General features: G+C 59.7%; 12 protein-coding genes and 2 pseudogenes. 11 read left to right on the top strand and 3 right to left on the bottom strand.

Annotated elements, in window-relative coordinates; genetic code table 11:
• Window positions 1–12 precede the first annotated feature (12 nt).
• The 7 genes and pseudogenes from J1C56_RS33860 to J1C56_RS33555 form a co-directional block, all read left to right on the top strand.
• A pseudogene (locus J1C56_RS33860) lies at window positions 13–276 on the top strand (hypothetical protein); the annotation flags it as partial.
• Window positions 188–451 (top strand): annotated as a pseudogene (locus J1C56_RS33855) (hypothetical protein); the annotation flags it as partial. The pseudogenes J1C56_RS33860 and J1C56_RS33855, both read left to right, overlap by 89 nt.
• 401 nt (window positions 452–852) lie before the next feature.
• The gene (locus tag J1C56_RS31275) at window positions 853–2811 is read left to right on the top strand and encodes a putative bifunctional diguanylate cyclase/phosphodiesterase (protein WP_214393839.1); all 1959 of its coding nucleotides are present in this window, start codon (window positions 853–855) and stop codon (window positions 2809–2811) included.
• Between the two features lie 330 nt (window positions 2812–3141).
• Window positions 3142–5562: a bifunctional diguanylate cyclase/phosphodiesterase gene (locus J1C56_RS31270; RefSeq protein WP_136620264.1), complete on the top strand. Its 2421-nt coding sequence runs from the start codon at window positions 3142–3144 to the stop codon at window positions 5560–5562.
• A gap of 437 nt (window positions 5563–5999) precedes the next feature.
• The gene (locus tag J1C56_RS33935) at window positions 6000–6479 is read left to right on the top strand and encodes a DUF2958 domain-containing protein (protein WP_476561162.1); all 480 of its coding nucleotides are present in this window, start codon (window positions 6000–6002) and stop codon (window positions 6477–6479) included.
• Window positions 6480–6671: 192 nt separating this feature from the next.
• The gene (locus J1C56_RS33560) at window positions 6672–6818 is read left to right on the top strand and encodes a DUF1403 family protein (protein WP_338001545.1); all 147 of its coding nucleotides are present in this window, start codon (window positions 6672–6674) and stop codon (window positions 6816–6818) included.
• Window positions 6819–6860: 42 nt separating this feature from the next.
• Entirely contained in the window at window positions 6861–7097 is a 237-nt protein-coding gene (locus tag J1C56_RS33555; RefSeq protein ID WP_338001540.1) for a hypothetical protein, read from the top strand.
• 566 nt (window positions 7098–7663) lie between these two features.
• Here J1C56_RS33555 and scpA read toward each other — a convergent pair.
• The 3 genes from scpA to J1C56_RS31245 are packed head-to-tail and all read right to left on the bottom strand — an operon-like array spanning window position 7664 to window position 13364.
• Window positions 7664–9805, bottom strand: coding sequence for a methylmalonyl-CoA mutase (gene scpA / locus J1C56_RS31255; RefSeq protein ID WP_214393814.1), 2142 nt, complete (start codon window positions 9803–9805; stop codon window positions 7664–7666).
• Window positions 9806–9816: 11 nt separating this feature from the next.
• Window positions 9817–11820, bottom strand: a complete 2004-nt coding sequence (locus tag J1C56_RS31250; protein ID WP_214393813.1) for an acetyl-CoA carboxylase biotin carboxylase subunit — start codon at window positions 11818–11820, stop codon at window positions 9817–9819.
• An 11-nt stretch (window positions 11821–11831) separates the two neighbouring features.
• Window positions 11832–13364, bottom strand: coding sequence for an acyl-CoA carboxylase subunit beta (locus tag J1C56_RS31245; protein ID WP_214393812.1), 1533 nt, complete (start codon window positions 13362–13364; stop codon window positions 11832–11834).
• A 216-nt stretch (window positions 13365–13580) separates the two neighbouring features.
• Between J1C56_RS31245 and J1C56_RS31240 the strand changes: the two genes are divergently transcribed.
• From J1C56_RS31240 to J1C56_RS31225, 4 genes are all read left to right on the top strand, one after another.
• Complete coding sequence (locus J1C56_RS31240) at window positions 13581–14993, top strand: helix-turn-helix domain-containing protein (RefSeq protein WP_214393811.1); 1413 nt, start codon at window positions 13581–13583, stop codon at window positions 14991–14993.
• A gap of 447 nt (window positions 14994–15440) precedes the next feature.
• Window positions 15441–16436, top strand: coding sequence for an NAD(P)H-dependent flavin oxidoreductase (locus tag J1C56_RS31235; protein WP_338001544.1), 996 nt, complete (start codon window positions 15441–15443; stop codon window positions 16434–16436).
• Between the two features lie 148 nt (window positions 16437–16584).
• Entirely contained in the window at window positions 16585–17460 is an 876-nt protein-coding gene (locus tag J1C56_RS31230; RefSeq protein WP_214393809.1) for a MaoC family dehydratase, read from the top strand.
• Between the two features lie 302 nt (window positions 17461–17762).
• On the top strand, window positions 17763–19871 hold the full coding sequence (locus J1C56_RS31225; protein ID WP_214393808.1) for an acetate--CoA ligase family protein: 2109 nt from the start codon (window positions 17763–17765) through the stop codon (window positions 19869–19871).
• The last annotated feature ends 31 nt before the right edge of the window (window positions 19872–19902 follow it).

Here is a 19902-nt window from a genome sequence, read left to right as displayed (position 1 = left end):
TCCCCACGCCCATTGAGTCATGCTTTTGCCATCGAAAACGGGCTGTTTGCCACGGCATACACGCGCATCACCGCCGAGATCATCGCTGCAATCGAAGAAGGTGCAGGTGATTGGGGCGCGTCGTGGTTCCAAAACGGAAACCAGCGCCGCCGGCCCGACCAACGTCGCATCAGGCAGGCGCTGCCGCGGCATCAACACCGTGGCGCTGCGGGTCGCAGCCATCGTCAACGGTTACAGCGATGGCCTGTGGACACCTATCGACAATGGCAGGACGCCGGAGCGCAGGTGTCGGTTCCGGCATGTGAGGACCGGCGCCGCCCTTGCCTGGGAGAGATTACCGGCGCACACGGGACGGCTCAGTCTGGCTTCCGCGCGGGCCGGCGCGATGCTGATGACAAGGAAGGCGACGCCCCTGCTTCAGGGCGTATCCTCGGATGGCGGGCGCCGGTGACGGCCTCGAAGATTGAAGTGCCCCCGCGCGCGCATTCGTTGTGTCGCGACAGCCACGCTCCAACCAGGAACGGCTACCGGGCGGCCCCTTTGTGGGGACGCAGATAGATAGGACATCGCGGCCGTGAACCAGCGATCGGATTAGGGCAACGTGAGTCTCAGAATGCAACAAGGCCAAGTCCTTCACGGAGGCCGGCAACAGACTTGAGGCAGAATTCCTAGGCTTGCGTCGCGACATCCCGGATAGGGAGCATCGTGTCTTTCACTATCTTCGAATTCCGGAGCCCTTTGGTTTCCCCAACTGGGCTGTCCAAATTTGCCGTCGAAATTTACTTTTTCCGAATTGTTCGGTGCTAGGAGATCAACACGCAGCTACTACTCTAGGGCGGGAGTGAAAGAGTGATGCAGCGTCTGTCAGCCGCAAGGCTCGGTGACCTGTTGGCGGGAGACCTGCGTGTTTTTGGCGGGCCCTCGACGATCGAACCACTTGCCGGCCGTATCAGGGCGGAGCAGGTCAGTATCGTGCTTCGCAACACGCTTCTTGCCATGGTTGCGAACATCCTCAATGCGGCCACTTTTGTCATGGCGTTTTGGGGCTCGCCTGACCAAACCAAAGCCATCCTCTGGGCGAGTGTGATCATCGTCGCCGCTGGTTTCGTCGGCCTAAGAGCGAGATCATCATTTCAGTCCGTCAAACCAAGATCGGTGTCTCGCCGGACAACGCAAAACCTGGTGCGGAACGCCTTCTTGTTCGGCACCTGGTGGGGAGCACTTCCCGTTCTGTTCTTCAGCGGGGCAACAAGTGCCGCCCAGGTCGTCATTACCTGCCTGAGCGCGGGGATGATCGCAGGCGGCGCCGCTTCCTTTTACACGATTCCTATTGCGGCCATCGCGTATACGCTACCGATCTTCGTCGGTTCAGCGGTGGCGATCGTGTGGGTGAAAGACGCGGTCAACCTGCCCGTCGCAATCCTGATGGTGAGTTACGCCATCACGCTGTTTCGTGCCGTGCTTGCTCACGCCTTCGAATTTACCCAGCGCTTTATTCTGCAGGCGGAAAGCGAAAATGCCATTCGCAGGGATGTTCTGACGAGACTGCCAAACCGGTTCAGCTTCAACGAGCGGCTGGAGAACGCGTTGGTGGACGCAAAGCAGTTTGACCAGCACTGTGCGTTGCTTTTGTTCGATCTTAACAATTTTGCCGAGGTGAATGATCGCTTTGGCCGAGCCATGGCGGATGCCCTTTTGGTCGAAGTGGCTGCGAGACTTCGGAGATCGACGCGGGAGAGCGATGGCATTGCCAGATTGGAGGGCGGCGAATTTGCAATAATTGCTACGCGCGATATCAGGCCAGATCAGATCAGGTCCTTGGCCAAACAGATCGTAGATGCCATGTGCGCGCCGTTCTTGATCGAAAAGCGCGAAATATATTGCAGGGTCTCTATAGGTATCGCTTTGGCCCCCGCTGACGGTTTGGATACCAACCAACTCCTGCGGTGCGTCGACACCGCGCTATACAGGGCCAAGACGCCGGGGGCGGGCTCCATCCAGTTTTTCAGCCCAGGCGACGATGAAGCTGCTGCAAGGCGCCATGCCCTTGCACGCGATCTCCCATCTGCGCTGGCCAATGACCAGCTTTGGCTCGCATTTCAACCCTTTCTCGACCTCGGGAGCGATCGCATCCGAGGTTTTGAAGCGCTTCTGCGGTGGCAGCATCCGACCCTTGGCCCTATCCCTCCGTCGGAGTTCATATCCATCGCTGAAGAAACGGGTTTGATTCACGCCATCGGACACTGGGTCGTCAAAACAGCTTGTTTGGCAGCGGCGCGCTGGCCGCGCGACTTGCGGGTATCCGTCAACTTGTCGGTAATGCAGCTTAAGAACAAGGCCTTGCTGGATGGAATTGTAGCGGCCTTGGCTGAAGCCGGTTTGGAGCCCCGAAGACTCGAGGTCGAGATCACAGAAACGGTGCTGATTTCGAATTTTGAAGAAACGATTTCGTTATTACAGTCGTTAAGTTCATTATCTGTGACAGTTGCTCTTGACGATTTTGGCACCGGCTATTCATCCCTCACTTACCTCCGTAAATTGCCTCTTTCGCGGCTCAAGATCGACCGATCTTTTGTCCAGGATATGCTGGCCGATGCGGATTGCGCCGCCATTGTAAGATCATTGATTGAGTTGGCGCATGAGCTTCGAATTGAGGTGACAGCCGAAGGCGTGGAAACTCTCCACCAGCTCGACTACCTGCGCCGCGTCGGATGTGATGAAGCTCAAGGCTATTTAATCGGGAAACCTGACCGGATTGACGACATTCCTGGCATTGCTGCGAAGCAGTTTGGTCAGGAGCTAGGTGTTTGAATAGCAGGACCGGCATCTTAACCGGCGATGGTCTGGTTACCTCCTATCTCGATGAGAACGGCCGCCTTGGCCGTCGCCCACGTATGTGACGCTGGCGCGGCACATCGAGAAGGCATTGCGTCGAGATTTCGCGATCACGGCCGGAATTGCGCCCGGCTCGGGAAGAAGACGAATCTTGCCTAGGCCGCGTAATCGCCTTTGAGGGCGCAAGAGATGACCGGATTTGAGAGACGAGATGATTCAAAGCGGATTTGCCGCTTAAGCGCTTTATTCAAGTTTTGGGCGTAGATTTCTCCCCAACGGGGTGATCATCCTGCCTGGGGGAAGAGCATGTTGAAAGTCTACACTTGCATTGCGACGCAGCATGATTTGCGTCTGGTTGCGCTGGCCGCCTTCATTTGCGCCCTGGCTTCCTTCACGGCCGTGAACCTCCTACACCATGTCGGGCGCAGTGAAAGCGAGATGCGACGGATCTGGCTAGCCGTCGCCGCGGTCGCCACCGGCTTCGGCATCTGGGCGACGCATTTCATAGCTATGTTGGCCTTCCAGCCCGCCGTACCGAGCGGCTACAACATCGCCTTGACGATCATGTCGTTGCTGGCCGCGATCGCTTTGACCGGCACGGGTCTCACGATCGGCATCTCGCCACGCGTTCCACATGGACGCTGGATCGGCGGTGCGATCGTCGGAGGCGGCATCGCGGTGATGCACTACACTGGCATGGCCGCATTCGAGATCGCGGGCCGCGTCGTGTGGGATGTGCCGCTCGTCGCCGCCTCAATCATTCTTGGCGGGCTGTTCGGCGCGGCCGCACTGCCGGTTGCCCTTCACTCCAACACGCTCAAATGGAAGGCGCTCGGTGCCCTCGTGTTGACGGTAGCGATTTGCAGCCACCATTTCACGGCGATGGCCGCGGCGGCAATCATGCCAGACCCGCGCATTGTTCTTTCCGCAACGGCGTTGCCGGCGGACTGGATGGCGGCTGGCGTAGCCCTCGTTTCGATCCTCATCATCCTCTTGGCCATCATCGGCCTCGCCCTCGATGTGCGCGATCTCCGTCGCGCTGGCGAGGCAGCGCGTATGCAGGAACTGGCCGACGCGGCCGTCGAGGGGCTGATCGTGTGCAACGAAACCGAGATCGTGGCAGCCAATCGCAGTTTCGCCGCGCTTGCCTGCGTCGACGGCTCTCAGCCGGTCGGACGCCCGCTCGCGTCCTTCTTTCCCACCGTTTCCCAAGGCGAGTTCACGGGCACTGCGCAAACGCCGCTTGAGGTGGGGCTCCGCGCGACGGATGGCAGCATGGTCCCGGCGGAGCTGATCCGGCACAGCATCCTCTATGCCGGCAAGCCGCATCAGGTGTTTGCCGTGCGCGATATCCGCGGGCGCAAGCGGGCGGAGGAGGAAATTCACTTCCTTGCCCACCACGATCCCTTGACCAAGCTTCCGAACCGCACGAGCTTCAACGAAAAGCTGGAGGCCGAGCTTACGGCACATCTCGACACTGAGCGGTGCCTTGCCGTGCTCTTCCTCGATCTCGACCGCTTCAAGGAGATCAACGACCTCTTCGGCCACCTTGTCGGAGACGCCGTGCTGCAGTGTGTGGCCGAGAAGATCAGGGGCGTCCTTAAGCCCGGGCAAATGGTTGCGCGCTTGGGCGGCGACGAGTTCGCTGTGATTGTTCCCGGTCTGCCGAGCGCGGGCTATGCGACGCGCACTGCTGAGGCCATCCTGGACGCATTCAACGACACAGGCGGCAACCTGCCCGCCGGCGTCACCATCGGCACCAGCATCGGCATCGCCGTATTCCCGAACGATGCACCCGATCGGGAGACGCTTTTGAGCCATGCCGATGCTGCGCTCTATGAGGCCAAAATGCAGGGGCGTGGCCTTTATTGCGTTTTTGAGCCGGCCATGGGTGAGCATCTGCGCGATCGCCGTCAGTTCGAGCACGACATCCGTCACGCGATCTCGCGCAAGGAACTCCGCCTCGTCTATCAACCGCAGGCGCAACTCGTGTCCAACGAGGTCTTCGGTTTCGAAGCGCTGCTCCGGTGGGATCATCCTGAACGCGGCGCCGTTCCGCCGGCGGTGTTCATCCCGATCGCTGAAGAGTGTGGCGCCATTCTAAAGATCGGTGAATGGGTGCTGCGGACCGCCTGCGCCGAGGCGGCAAGCTGGCAACAACCGCTAGCAATCAGCGTCAACGTTTCGGCCATGCAACTCCATGGCGGGAATTTGTCCGAGTTGGTCGGCGCAGTGCTGAAAGAGACCGGTCTCGATCCATTCCGCCTCGAGCTGGAAATTACCGAAACTTGCCTGATCAAGGACATGGGGCGCGCGCTCGCCGCGCTGCGCCAGCTCAAAAGCCTTGGGGTCCAAATCGCAATGGATGATTTTGGCACCGGGTACTCGTCGCTGTCGAATTTGCGGGCCTTCCCGTTCGACAAGATCAAAGTCGACCAGTCTCTAGTGCGGGCGGTCGATAGCAGCGTCGAGGCGGCTGCCGTCATGCGTGCTGTCTTTGGCCTCGCCCGGGGCCTCAAGCTCCCCGTCTTGGCAGAGGGCGTCGAAACGGACGCGGAATTGACCTTCCTTCGTGGAGAAGCCTGTGATGCGATCCAGGGTTATCTTCTCGGCCGACCTTGCCCGATTTCCGACTTCGCTCAGCACACGATCGGCAATGGTAGGGCAGCCGCTTCCCGGCGGCTGGGGAACCACGAACTGCGCGTGATCAAGAACAGCGCGGCTTAGTGCGGAAGCGGGTCGCACGCTGCAAGTCACGCGCTGCTACGAGCCGCTCGAGCTGCGGTGATCGGCAAGGTCACGATCGACGAGGTGAGGAAAAAGGTTCGATGCCAGCAGTGCAAGAGCCGCGAGTGGATGAGCGCAGAGCTATTCCACCCAACCGGAGCAGCACACGATCCGCCTCCGGCGCTCGGCGTTGGGAGATCTGGCGGGACGAATAGGAAAAAGGGCCGGCGCCGTTTGGTGGAGGTTGCCTGAAATGGACGCCGGCTAGGATAGGAGTGTACGCAGCACCCTTAGCTGAGTCTTGACGCTAAGTCACCTGCGGCAATTTGGGATGGACCGGCCCTCTAGCGGGGTAGGTCAGCACGCGCCGGGCTGACCGGGGGGGGCACGTAAGCGAAACATGGCAGCGGCTGACGATATACAATACGCCATTGCTAATGCCACCGACCATGGCCCAGTGGCAAAACTGTTCCGGGTCAGCAACCTGGCTTCTCACCCAAATCGACGCCGACGGCGACACCCTGTTCGGCCCGTGCGACCTCGGCTTAGGCTTCCCCGAACTCGGCAGCGTCAGCCTCGCCGAGCTTGCAAGCGTCAAGGGGCGGCTTGGCCTCGGCATTGAGCGCGACCTCTGGCTCAAGGCGCGCTTTCCGCTCTCGTTTGCGCCCAAGCAGCGTGCAGCGCCGGCCACATCACCGAAGCCGAGCGGCTCTGCAACGGCAGAAGCCCTTGGCAACCCCATTCCAAGCTTCCGCCGAACACGGCGGAGCAAGAGCGCCGATAAGGCAAGCTTACCGGACACGAACGTCGTTCGACACCCCCGGCGTATTATGGCCAAAATCATTGCGAAAAGCGCCGCCATGATTGATCGTGCTTTCGATGATTCTCCGCCCCAAATCCTCTCCGCACCATCATAGTCCGCTTGCCGGCGGTCCTGCAACTGCCCCGATGGTTTCCGTGCCATCCCGGCTGCGCCGTGCCATCCCGGCTGCGCAAAGCCTTGCGGGGAAAGATGTTGAGGAGGTCGCGCTCGCCGCCGGCGCCGCCCTCGGTGCCCTCGACGCAGTGGTCCGCGGCAGGAGCGGTGGGCCGGCGCCTGGCGGCAGCGGCTGGCGCTTGCCGCCGCCGCGGCGACGGTCAAGCAGGCGGGCCGTGTCGAGGACGAAAGCGCGCTCCGCGACGCCGTGCTGCTCACGCGACCGGGCGATTTTTTGTCCGTCGGTCACGGCGCGGCAGGCAGGCCGCGGCGAGGATGAAGCAGCATTGCGTGACGCCGTGCTGCTCGCCCCGCCCGGGCGATGTTGTCCGTCGGCCCTGCCGGTCTTTTGCTGCTCGCCTGGCGCCGGCTGGCAACCAGGCCTGCCGCTGATCTCCACGCGGAGAAAAACCTCGCCGTCGTGCTGAAAGAGTTCGGCTATGCCCGCGACGACAAGGTGGTCGGCGACCTTGCGGCCGATCTCCGGCATCTCTGCGTCGGCACCGTCGCAAGCGGCGCGCTACGGCCGCCGAACGATGCGGCTTCGGAAATGCGGTAGGATGCTGGCTCGCCGACGCGCTTTGGCGCACCGGCTGGTGTGAGTACATGCGGTGGTCGCTGCAGGGCGCCGATGCGGCTTTAGGCACAAGCGCCGGCCCGTGTCGATCGGCAGCCAGCTCTGTGGCGACAAGCATTTGGATAAATCCTGAGCGTGCGAAAGTCTGCTTGCCACGCAGGCGCGCGCCGCGCTGCGCGCCGTCGATCTTTTCACCGAGCTCGAGCGCCGCGCGGACCGGCTGCGTTCGCCCGAACTTCCTTAATGCGTCCACAAATGCCCGACTCCTTCGGAGTTCACGTACCATTTCCCTCCGCTATGACGAAGCAATCCGGTCTTTACTTCCATTCGGTTTTCCTGTCTCCCAGGTCGAAATCGCAGGGCAATTTCGAATTCGCGGCCGCAGGTTGATAGCGACAGCTTCTACGTGTTCAGGTGGTAACCGCCGGGCTGTTGCGACCTGAGGTCGGCCGCCGCTGTAAAGTCCGGGATCGTTGCGAACCAGTTCGACACCTACTTGTCGAGCATCGCGGCTTCGCCGCGCAGCAAAGGGTCTAAGACGGGACTGTTCAAGCGTTGCGGCGCTTACCTTCGACGAGATCGACGACCGCACGAGCGGCATCAAGGACATGCGTGCCAGGGCCGAATATGGCGGCGACCCCATGGTCCATCAGGAACGGATAATCCTGCCGCGGCACCACCCCACCGCACACGACGATGATGTTTTCAGCGCCTTTTGCTCTCAGCGCCTCGACGAGTTGCGGCAACAGGGTCTTGTGTCCGGCCGCGAGCGATGACGCGCCGATGACATGGACCTCAGAGGCCACGGCCATGCTTGCCGCTTCCTCAGGCGTTTGGAACAGCGGCCCGGCGACCACATCGAAGCCGAGATCGCCGAACGCCGATGCGATTACTTTGGCACCGCGGTCATGGCCATCCTGGCCGAGCTTGGCTACCATCAACCTCGGCCGGCCGCCAAGCGAGACGGAGACGTTTCTGATCCGCGACGCCAGCGTTTGGTATTCCGGCTCGTCCTGAAAGGCGGTGCCGTAAACCTTCGAGATCACCTCTGGGACAGCCGCGTGATCACCGAAAGCACCGCGCAGAGTGTCGGAAATCTCGCCCACGGTCGCGCGAGCGCGCACAGCGTGGACCGCTGCCTGAAGTATATTGCCCTTGCCGCTGGCCGCGGTCTCACCGAGCACGGCAAGGGCTGCGTCAACGCGCTTGGGGTCGCGCTGACGCTTTGTTTGTTCCAGACGACGGAGCTGCGCCTCACGCACCGCCGCATTGTCTATCTCAAGACTTTCGATCCGGGCCTCGGTCTCCAGCCGGTATTTGTTGACACCGACGATCACCTCGTCTCCGAGGTCGATCGCCGCCTGGCGGCGGGTCGCCGCCGTCTCGATCATGCGTTTTGGCAAACCGGCGATGACGGCTTTTGTCATGCCGCCGATTTCCTCGATTTCCTCAATGAGCGCCCATGCCTTGGCGGCAAGTTCGGCAGTCAGGCTTTCGACGTAATAGGAGCCGGCCAGCGGATCGACAACCTTGGTCACGCCGGCTTCGTGTTGGAGAATAAGCTGCGTGTTTCGCGCGATGCGCGCCGAAAACTCTGTCGGCAGTGCGATCGCCTCGTCGAAGGAGTTGGTGTGGAGTGACTGCGTGCCACCGAGCACCGCGGCGAGCGCCTCGTAGGCGGTCCTTACGATGTTGTTGTAGGGATCCTGCTCTTGCAACGACACGCCCGATGTCTGGCAGTGTGTGCGCAGCATCAGCGATGCCGGCTTCTTCGGTTGGAACTCATCCATGATCCGCGACCACAAAAGTCGCGCTGCCCGCAATTTGGCGGCCTCCATGAAGAAATTCATGCCAATGGCGAAGAAGAACGAGAGCCGTCCGGCAAAATCGTCGACGTCGAGGCCCTTCTTCAACGCCGCGCGGACATATTCGCGCCCATCGGCTAGGGTGAAGGCGAGTTCCTGCACGAGCGTCGCGCCGGCCTCCTGCATGTGATAGCCGGAGATGGAGATCGAGTTGAACTTCGGCATCTCCTTTGCGGTGTACTCGATGATGTCGGCGACGATGCGCATCGAGGGTTCGGGCGGGTAGATATAGGTGTTGCGGACCATGAACTCCTTCAGGATGTCATTCTGGATGGTCCCGGAGAGCTCGCCGCGCGGGCAGCCTTGTTCCTCGCCGGCGACGATGAAGCAGGCAAGGATCGGGACGACCGCTCCATTCATGGTCATGGAGACAGACATCTCTTTCAGGGGAATGCCGTCGAACAGGATCCTCATATCCTCCACCGAGTCGATCGCAACACCGGCCTTCCCGACATCCCCCTCGACGCGAGGATGATCTGAATCGTAGCCACGGTGGGTGGCAAGATCAAAGGCTACTGATAGCCCCTTCTGTCCGGCGGCGAGCGCCTTGCGGTAGAAGGCGTTGGATTCTTCCGCTGTCGAGAAGCCGGCATATTGCCGAATTGTCCACGGACGCCCGGCATACATGGTTGCCCGCGGCCCGCGCAGGAACGGTTTTATCCCGGGCAGCGTGCCGAGGTGGCCGGCCGTATCGAGATCGGCTTCGGTGTAGAGCGATTTGACCGCAATGCCTTCCGGCGTGTCCCAGACCAAGCTGTCGAGCGACGCCTTGATTTCGTGCTCGGCGAGTTTTCGCCAGTCCCCGTAGGCTGCGCAGTTGGTCATTTGTCCTATCCTTAATCAAATTCCATGATCAGTTCATCGACAGCCATGTTCATGCCGGCAGTCGCGACGATGTGCTTCACCGTGCCCTTGCGTCCGGCGCGCAGCACGTTCTCCATTTTCATCGCTTCCACCGTTGCAAGAATCTGGCCAGCCTCGACGGGCTCTCCTTCGCAAACGGCAATCGTGGTGACTACACCGGGCATCGGGCAAAGCAGCAGCTTGGAGGTGTCCGGCGGCTGCTTCTTCGGCATCAATCGCGCCAGCTCGGCGATAGGTGGGCTGCGTACATGGGCGACAACATCCATTCCGCGCCAGCGCAGTCGGTAGCCGGTTCCTGATCGCGACGTTTTGATCGACGTGGTCTTAGTGCCAATTTGAAAGTGCCCGATATGCCGTCCCGGCAGCCAGTCGCTTGCGACGCTCAGCACCGAACCGTCGTCGAATGACACCGCGGTTCCGTTTTCTTGGTCGTGCATAGCGACCGCAAAGGCATGGTTGCCGAGCGTGACGATCCAATCGGCAGGGACTTTGCGACGATGATTGTCCATCGCCCCTGAGATCAGGACATTGCGGTGCTGCAGTTTCCAGTTGATATGCGCCGCGACCGCTGCGAGCTTGCGTTCATCCGCATCGGTCGGAGATACACCTGCGAAGCCGTTCGCAAACTCCTCGGGGATAAAGGCTGTGCTCAGCTGCCCCCCGCGAAACCGGGGATGGTCCATGACAGCGGCGAGAAATGGCAGGTTATTGCCGATGCCTTCCACCTCGAAATCATCGAGGGCCGCGCTCATGGCGTCGATTGCGCCCAGCCTATCGGGCGCCCAGGCGCAGAGCTTGGCGATCATCGGGTCGTAGTGCATCGAGATGTCCGATCCCTCGACCACACCGGTATCATTGCGGATGAGCGAGCCGTCCGCACGAGGACCTTCGGCGGGCGGGCGGTAGCGTGTCAGACGACCGATCGACGGCAGGAAATTGCGATACGGGTCTTCGGCGTAGAGCCGGCTTTCGACCGCCCAGCCGTTCAGTCTCACGTCTTCCTGGGCAAAACGCAGCTTCTCGCCGGCGGCGATGCGGATCATTTCCTCGACCAGATCGATGCCGGTTACAAGTTCGGTGACCGGATGCTCGACCTGAAGCCGGGTGTTCATCTCGAGGAAGTAGAAGTTGCGGTCGCGGTCGACGATGAACTCAACCGTGCCTGCCGAGTGGTAGCCCACGGCCCGGGCAAGAGAGACGGCCTGCTTTCCCATCGCGTGCCGGGTTGCTTCGTTGAGGAACGGGGAGGGCGCTTCCTCGATGATCTTCTGGTTGCGGCGCTGGATCGAGCATTCCCGTTCGCCGAGGTAGACGATATTGCCGTACTGATCGCCAAGCACCTGGATTTCGATGTGACGCGGCTCGGTGACGAATTTCTCGATGAAGATGCGATCGTCGCCAAAGGCGTTCTTCGCCTCGTTTCGCGAGGACTGAAATCCTTCGCGCGCCTCGATGTCGTTCCAGGCAATGCGCATGCCTTTGCCGCCGCCGCCGGCGGACGCCTTGATCATGACCGGAAAGCCGATTTCGCCAGCGATGCGCACCGCTTCCTCGGCATCCTCGATCAATCCCATATGGCCAGGCACGGTGGAGACACCGGCAGATGCCGCGATCTTCTTCGAGGTGATCTTGTCGCCCATCGCTTCGATGGCGACGGGCGAGGGGCCGATGAAGGTCACGCCACTGGCTTTGAGTGCTTCGGCAAAATTCGAATTCTCGGACAGGAAGCCGTAGCCGGGATGAACCGCATCAGCGCCTGTGGCGGTGACGGCATCGAGGATATTGGCAATGCGAAGATAGGATTGGGCCGAGGCGGCGGGCCCAATATGGACCGCTTCATCCGCCTGCCGGACGTGCAAGGCGTCTCGGTCAGCGTCGGAATAGACGGCAACCGCGGCAATGCCGAGCCTCTGCGCCGTTTTGATCACCCGGCACGCGATCTCGCCACGATTGGCAATCAGGATCTTCTTGAACATTTTTTGCATACTCAAAGCGGGATGGTGTCGTGCTTTTTCCAACGCGTCTCGACGCTTTTTCCCCGCAGCGCGGCAAAGGCACGCGCGATCCGCTTGCGTGAGGAATGTGGCATGATCACCTCGTCGATGAAGCCGCGCTCGGCCGCAATGAAGGGGTTGGCGAAACGCTGCTCGTATTCCCTGGTGCGAGCCGCCAGCCTCTCGGGATCGCCGAGTTCGGACCGATAGAGGATCTCGGCCGCGCCCTTTGCGCCCATCACCGCTATCTCGGCGGTTGGCCAGGCGTAGTTGATGTCGGCGCCGATATGTTTCGACGCCATAACGTCGTAGGCGCCGCCATAGGCCTTGCGCGTGATCAACGTGACCATCGGCACGGTTGCCTGGGAATAGGCAAACAGCAGCTTGGCGCCGTGCTTGATGACGCCGCCATATTCCTGGGCGGTGCCAGGCAGGAAACCTGGCACGTCGACGAGCGTCAGGATCGGGATGTCGAAGGCGTCGCAGAAGCGAACGAAACGTGCTGCCTTGCGGGAGGAATCAATGTCGAGGCATCCGGCCAGCACCATGGGCTGGTTGGCCACCACGCCGACCGTCCTGCCCTCGATGCGGATAAAACCGGTGATGATGTTGCGGGCGAAGGCGGCCTGAAGCTCGAAGAAGTCGCCTTCATCGGCGATCGCGAGGATCAGTTCCTTCATGTCGTAGGGCTTGTTGGCGCTCTCCGGCGCCAACGTGTCGAGGCGCAACTCGATCCGCTCGGGATCGTCATAAAACGGGCGCACGGGGGGCTTTTGGCGATTGTTCAATGGCAGGAAATCAAAGAGGCGCCGGACCTCTTCCAAAGCCTCTATGTCGTTCTCAAAGGCCCCGTCCGCGACAGAGGATTTTTGCGTGTGTGTTGCCGCGCCGCCCAGTTCCTCTGCAGTCACGATCTCGTTCGTGACGGTCTTGACCACATCGGGGCCGGTCACAAACATGTAGGAGGAGCCTCGAACCATGAAGATGAAGTCGGTCATGGCAGGGGAATAGACCGCCCCGCCGGCGCACGGGCCCATGATCACCGAAATCTGCGGAATGACGCCGGAAGCATCGACATTGCGCTTGAAAACGTCGGCGTAGCCGGCCAGCGAGGCGACACCCTCCTGGATGCGCGCGCCACCGGAATCGTTGAGCCCGATCACCGGCGCCCCGTTGCGCACCGCCATGTCCATGATCTTGCAGATCTTCTGGGCGTGTGTCTCGGACAACGATCCGCCGAGCACCGTGAAGTCCTGTGAGAAGACGTAAACGAGCCTGCCGTTGATCGTACCCCAGCCTGTGACCACGCCATCGCCAGCAACCTTCTGGTCATCCATGCCGAAGTCTGTCGCACGATGCGTGACATACATGTCGTACTCTTCGAAAGAGCCTTCATCGAGAAGCACGACGAGGCGCTCTCGGGCCGTCAGCTTGCCTTTGGCGTGCTGGGCATCGACACGCTTCTGCCCTCCCCCCATGCGAGCCTGCGCACGACGGATTTCGAGTTGTTCGAGAACGGCTCTCATCAACGCCCCGCCTTTGCTTCAAAGTTCAAAGCCGTCGGCAATTGCGTCGCGGCGAGCCGGCTTTGCCTCGTACTCGGCTTGCTTCGCTGCACAATCGCATGAGCGCCTCCACTGGAATTACGCTCCGCATTAGTTCGTCGGATATGAATGGAAAAGGATTGCCGGGTGCGGTTGCGAAATGTATAAAACTGCAAATAGCAACATGCGAATTTGCAAATGGCCAACGGCAAGCTTTTCATTGGGCGCCGCGTGCGCGAACTGCGGGAGGCCAGCAAGGCCACCCAGGCGGTGTTCGCTGAACGTCTGGGGATTTCGACCAGCTATCTGAACCAGATAGAAAACAATCAGCGACCGGTGTCAGCCGCGGTGCTTCTTGCGCTGGCCGAAAAATTCCAGGTCGATATCGCTTCGATCGGCGGCAGTGAGGCCGACCGGCTGCTCTCGGCACTGAGCGAGGCACTCGCTGACCCCGTGTTCAGCGGTGTTTCAGCAGGATTTCAGGAACTCAAGCTCGTTGCCCAAAACGCACCGTCTCTCGCGCACGCGCTGATCACCTGTCATCAGGCCTATCGGAGAAATAGTGAGCAGCTTGCCAGCTTCGACGACCAGTTGATCCGAACCAATGCTTTTGCCGAGGCGACACCCTACGAGGAAGTCCGGGACTTCTTTCATTTTGTTGACAACTACATCGACGAGCTCGACCGGGCAGCCGAGCATCTTGCGAATGCCTTGGGCCTACCGGATCGAGATGTCGGAGCCGCTTTGTCAGAGCACCTCGAACAGCACCATCGCGTTCGCATCGCGCGCGCTGGAAATGGCGAACGGATGATCAGGCGATTCGATGCTTCCGCGCGCGTGCTCTACTTGAACTCATATTCCCCTCCCTCGACGCGCAGCTTTCAGATGGCATTCCAGATCGGCGCCCTGGAGCACCGTTCGGAGATCGACGCCATCATTGAGCGCGCGCGCTTCCGGACCTCCGAAGCGGCGGAGATATGCAGGATCGGCCTCCAGAATTATTTTGCCGGCGCGCTTATGTTGCCATACCGTCCCTTCCTGGCCGCGGCAAAGGAACTTCGCCACGACCTCCACCTGCTCGCAATGCGTTTCGGCGCCAGCCGTGAGCAGGTGGCGCATCGCCTTTCAACGTTGCAAAGGCCTCGGATGAGGGGTGTGCCGGTGTTCTTCGCGCGCATCGACAGAGCTGGCAACATCACCAAGCGCCATAGCGCCGCGAGGTTACAGTTTGCCCGATATGGGGCGGCGTGTCCGTTGTGGAATGCTCATCAGGCGTTTGAAACCCCAGGCCGCATGATTTGCCAGCTGGCCGAAACGCCGGACGGGGTGCGATACCTCAGTATCGCGACAGAGATCACTAAGGCGGACGGCGGATTTGGCGCTCCCCATCGGCGCTACGCGATCGCGCTTGGATGCGAGATCTCCGATGCGGGCGATTTCGTCTATGCGGACCGGCTGGATTTTGGCAACTCTTCAGCGTTCGAGCCCATCGGCGTCTCGTGCCGCATTTGCGAGCGCATGGATTGCATTCAACGTGCCGTTCCGCCGCTCAAGAGCACGATTATGATCGATCACGATCGACGAGCCGAACTGCCGTACACGATCTGCTGATTTCATCGCCGACAGCGACAGGAGATGCCAGTCCAAGTGTCATCATCGCCCCGATCTTGATTCACCGAATTCGCTTTCCCGGCCATCAGAAGCAGCGTCAACGATCGCGCCGTCTCCCAATCACTTAGAGGATCGAGCTGGCGTCGTCGCCGATTTCGTGGATTTGCGTCAGCGGAAAAGCTGGCCGGAAGCGCTAGTGCCTTTGATTTTAGGCCCGTTCGAAGCTGATGTTATCATGAGGTGGGCGCGCTACAGTCGTGCAAAAAAATCACCCAACACACGATTTTATTTCGGATTTCCTACCTGACTGCATGCTTATAACAGGTCGACATCGCAGCTGGCATAAAGGGATGGGATTTGTCAGACGGCAGACTGGGTTCGAAACGCTAAGAGGTAGGGGGCCGTACACCATGAAGCCGGTCTACGGCCCGTCTCTCGCGATGCAGGATACGCGAAATGGGTTTGCCTACATCAATCACTTCCCGACTGCGCATTCCCTTGATCTCGGCACCGATGCAGCATGTATCAGGCCCTGAACTCGTTTCTGCGGTTTGCCGGAAGGGAGCTATAGGAGCTTTTCCAACCCTCAATGCGCGCTCGCCGGAAGAGCTTGACCAGTGGCTGTCTAGGATAGAAAAAGCTTGTGCTGAGTCCGACGATATCTCAGCGCCGTTCTGCCCCAACATCGTGATGCGTAGATCATCTGAGGCCCTTCAGGCCGACGTGGATGTTCTGGTCAAGCACCGGGTCAAGATTGTGCTCGCAAGCGTCGGATCGCCTGAGGCAATCATCCCCCAGCTGCATGATGTTGGATGTACCGTCCTGACAGATGTCGCCACTATGCGGCATGCGGAAAAAGCGATCAGAGTGGGTGCCGATGGTCTGGTACTTCTGAGCGCAGGGGCAGGAGGACAGACCGGCTGGCTGAACGGCCTGTCTTTTGTCAGGGTGGTACGCTCGATTTATGACGGGCCGGTGGGGCTCGCGGGCGGTCTGTCCGACGGGCATGCGCTTTGGGCAGCACAGGTGCTAGGGTGCGATTTCGGCATGATAGGGACACGTTTCATCGCAACGCATGAGAGCCTGGCGCCGCAGGGCCATAAGCAAATGGTGGTCAATGCAGGCATCGATGACATATTGCTAACGAAGGCAATTAACGGATTCGATGCCAATTATCTACGCCAGTCTATCCTGGACGTCGGGCTCGATCTGGCCGAGCTGCAAATACCGCTAAGCGTTGATGAGGCAAGGAAGAGGTTTAGCGCCGATCTTGCTGGAACAGGGCCGAAGCGATGGACCGATATCTGGAGCGCCGGCCATACGGTTGCGGCCGTCTCACAAATCCTACCAGCTGGGGAGGTAGTCGACCAAATTGCTGGTGAATATCACACAGCTATGGGCGCCACGGCTAGAATGATCAATGACTTTGCCGCAGAAAAGTGAAACCGACGCTCGCCTCCACTACCCTAGCAAACTATCAAAGCGCGAGGACGAAGCCGGTTGGGGGTATCGGGTGGGCTTGCCCTCGCAGGCTGTGGTTGCTCGGGTACCCACGAGGTCATGAAAAAAATCATCTGGCGGGCAATGTGCGATGACGAAGTTCTCCGTAGAGCGCGTACTGAACCGACGGTTTGAGCCTGTCGAACACCACTATTCACGAAAAGATACAGCGTTGTACGCCTTAGGTGTCGGGCTGGGCGAGACCCCGACAGATCCCCGGCAATTGCGATTTGTCTATGAGCATCGGATGCTGGCTTTACCGACAATGGCTGTCGTGCTTGCCACCCCTGGATTCTGGCTTCAAGATAAGGCGCTCGGCGTTAAATGGGAAAATGTGTTGCACGGCGAGCAAGGGTTTGAACTCCACGACGTTGTACCGGTTGAAGGCGCCGTGATTGGTACCACGAAGGTGCATGACGTCCTGGATCGGGGCGCTGAAAAAGGCGCTTTCATCTACTCAAGCAACGAGCTGAGAGAGGCGTCTACGGGTCGAAAGATAGCGACCTTAACGTCAACTGAGGTCTGCAAGAGTAACGGCGGTTTTGGTGGCCGGGCTGATGGCGCACCATCACCTCACCCCATCCCCATCCGAGCTGCTGATGCGGTCTGGGACTATACGACGGAAGCTAGGGCCGCTCTCATCTATCGATTGAGCGGCGACTATAATCCTCTTCATGTGGACCCGGAAATAGCCAGGGTTGCAGGGTTCGAATCTCCAATCCTCCAAGGTCTCTGCACTTTCGGTATCGCTGGCCATGCTTTGTTGCGCGAGGCTTGTGATTACGATCCTACCCGTTTGACGGCGATGAAGGCGCGGTTCTCAGCGCCCGTTTATCCCGGAGAAACCATTCGTACCGAAATGTGGCGGAACGGTTCGACCGTCAGTTTTCGCAGCAGCGTTCGCGACCGTGGTATTGTCGTCCTCGACAATGGCAAGGCTACGGTCAAGCCCTCGTTGTCCACCTAACGAGCAAAAACTTGTCAATCTTCGGGATGCGAAAGTTCACGCAGCCGACTCGTCCGTGTCGTCACTCTGGACCGTAGTCAGCAAGGCTGGCCCTGTCATAGGTCTGCGATCACTCCCGACTGTGTCGGGCGCAAGGCGGTCGGCAGACAGCTATCAGAACCATTCGGGTGTGAGTTGCGTAAAAAAGTAACCAGCCGAATGATTTTATTTCGAATCTTCAGGCAACCCGCATTGTTATATGACGATGGCCTCGTGGCTTGAGCAGAACGCCACGCACCGCGTCACTAAGGGGAGTCAACGTTTTGGACAATATCAGCGCCCGGGAGAACAGGCAGGCACGTCTCAAGCGCATGTTGGCGCCGACGAGTGCGGTATTTATCGGCGGAGCGTCGATGATACCTGCCGTGGATAATTGTCGTGCGCGCGGCTTTCAAGGACCTATATACGTTGTCAATCCACGTCGTAGCGAGCTTGCCGGCATACCCTGTGTGCCCAATATCGCCAGTCTTCCGGAGGTGCCGGAGGTCGCGTTCATAGCCGTGCCGCGCGAGAACGTAGTGGGGGTTGTTGGCGAGCTATCCGCAATCGGTGTCGCAGGCGCGATTTGCAACAGCGCTGGTTTCTCGGAAATGCGCGGTGGAGAACAGGCGCAGCGCGACCTAGTTGCTGCAGCCGGTGAAATGCCGGTTATCGGGCCCAACTGTCCGGGTGTTGCCAATTTCGCCGATCGGTCCGTTTTCATGATGGATTTTTTCGGAGAGCACGATCAGAACGGCAGCGTTGCGCTCATAAGCAACGGGGGATCGTACTTATCTGATTTAGGCTCGTCGGACCGGTCGCTACCGGTCGCCTACTCGGTTGGTCTCGGCAATCAGGCGATGATCACGGCAGCCGACGTCCTGGACGTAGTTTTGGACGATGAACGCATTCGTGCTGTGAATATCTATTTTGAAAGCATCAGAAATTCGGCTGCACTCTCCGCTGCAGCGCTTAAAGCCGCGCGTAAAGGTATCCCTGTGATCGCCATCAAGGGCGGACGCACAACTGCGGGGCAGCGCGCCACGCAGTCACATACAGCTTCGCTTGCGGGCGACGACACGGTAGCCTCTGCGTTGTTCAAGCGGCTTGGATTTGTCCAGGTAAGTACTCACACCGAAGCCCTTGAAACCCTCAAAATGCTCGTTCACGCACCAAAAGTGAAAGGGCGCCGCACGGCCTACGCTACCAGTTCAGGGACGTACGCAGTTCTTGGCTCTGATATCGCAGAAGCGAACGGTCTTGATCTTCAGCCACCCTCAGCGGAAGCAGCAGCAGAAATCGAGAAACATCTGCCGCCTTTTGTCCATGCGGCCAATCCTCTAGACATCGTCAGCTCGGCTGACGATGGCAAAAAAACTCTCGACATTTACCGAGCTTTCTTGTCGGGGAATCTCGACGTCGCAGTGAATGTCATGTGTTACCCGCCAGAGGGCGGTTGGGACCCAACGACTTGGGACACTAACACAACAATGTTCGCACAAGCTGCCCGAGAGCGCGGCTTGCCAGCCGCTTTTGTCAACACGATGCCGGAAATGATTTCAAGAAGTGTCCGCGAAAGGATGATCGCAGAGGGATTAGTGCCACTGCAGGGATTGGAGGACGGCCTTCGTGCCGTGTCGAATGCGATCCGTTCGTCCGAACTTGCGGAAATCGTTGCGCGAAAGAGTGACGAGGAGATTCTTTTGCCGCTCTATTCGGCAAATGTGACTAACCCAATTGCTCTCGACGAGGCGTCGGCGAAAGCAGAGCTGGCCAACGTCGGGATTAGTGTGCCTCGAAGTGTTGTGGTGAAGCCGGATCAGGCGACGAGTTTTGAGGATCTGACGTTCCCTGTGGTGGTCAAGGCGCTCAGCGCGGACCTCTCGCACAAAAGCGAGTTGGGCGCTGTTGCGCTAAGTTTGGGGACTTCGGACGAGGCGTGGCGAGCTGTTTGCAGTATGGCAGAGAATTTGAAGAAAACTGCTCCAGAAATCGCAGTCTCGGACTTCCTCGTCGAAGAGATGGTTAAGGATGGAGTCGGCGAATTGCTTGTGGGTATTCGCCGGGTTGACGGGATAGGTCTCGCTCTGACCATCGGCATAGGCGGGACCCAGGCAGAGCTGCTGCGAGATACGGCCACAATTCTATTGCCAGCCTCGCGTGATACGATCGCCGAGGCGCTCCGTAGTCTGAAGTTGTACCAGATGCTTGACGGGTGGCGAGGCAGGAGGAAGGGCGATGTCGAAGCAGCGGTGGACACCATTCAAAAATTCTCCCAATTCGCCATTTCAAACGGCGAACGCTTCGTTGAGGCCGAAATCAATCCGGTGATCGTGCGGCCCCAAGGGAAAGGTGTCGTTGCTGTCGATGCAGTAATGCGCCTTGCCCGGTAGCCGCCAGCAAGAATCCTCGTCAGACAGCGAG

It is taken from the genome of Aminobacter anthyllidis, assembly GCF_018555685.1.
In the GTDB taxonomy this organism is placed as follows: Bacteria; Pseudomonadota; Alphaproteobacteria; order Rhizobiales; family Rhizobiaceae; genus Aminobacter; species Aminobacter anthyllidis.
Note: the sequence above shows the minus strand (reverse complement) of the source record. Positions and strands in the feature narration are given on the sequence as shown.

Bases quoted from the DNA above. Each gene is read 5' to 3' on its own strand.
- J1C56_RS31275 (WP_214393839.1), top strand. From the start codon at position 853: ATGCAGCGTCTGTCAGCCGCAAGGCTCGGTGACCTGTTGGCGGGAGAC.
- J1C56_RS31270 (WP_136620264.1), top strand. From the start codon at position 3,142: ATGTTGAAAGTCTACACTTGCATTGCGACGCAGCATGATTTGCGTCTG.
- J1C56_RS33935 (WP_476561162.1), top strand. From the start codon at position 6,000: ATGCCACCGACCATGGCCCAGTGGCAAAACTGTTCCGGGTCAGCAACC.
- J1C56_RS33555 (WP_338001540.1), top strand. From the start codon at position 6,861: ATGTTGTCCGTCGGCCCTGCCGGTCTTTTGCTGCTCGCCTGGCGCCGG.
- scpA (WP_214393814.1), bottom strand. From the start codon at position 9,805: ATGACCAACTGCGCAGCCTACGGGGACTGGCGAAAACTCGCCGAGCAC.
- J1C56_RS31250 (WP_214393813.1), bottom strand. From the start codon at position 11,820: ATGTTCAAGAAGATCCTGATTGCCAATCGTGGCGAGATCGCGTGCCGG.
- J1C56_RS31245 (WP_214393812.1), bottom strand. From the start codon at position 13,364: ATGAGAGCCGTTCTCGAACAACTCGAAATCCGTCGTGCGCAGGCTCGC.
- J1C56_RS31240 (WP_214393811.1), top strand. From the start codon at position 13,581: ATGGCCAACGGCAAGCTTTTCATTGGGCGCCGCGTGCGCGAACTGCGG.
- J1C56_RS31230 (WP_214393809.1), top strand. From the start codon at position 16,585: ATGACGAAGTTCTCCGTAGAGCGCGTACTGAACCGACGGTTTGAGCCT.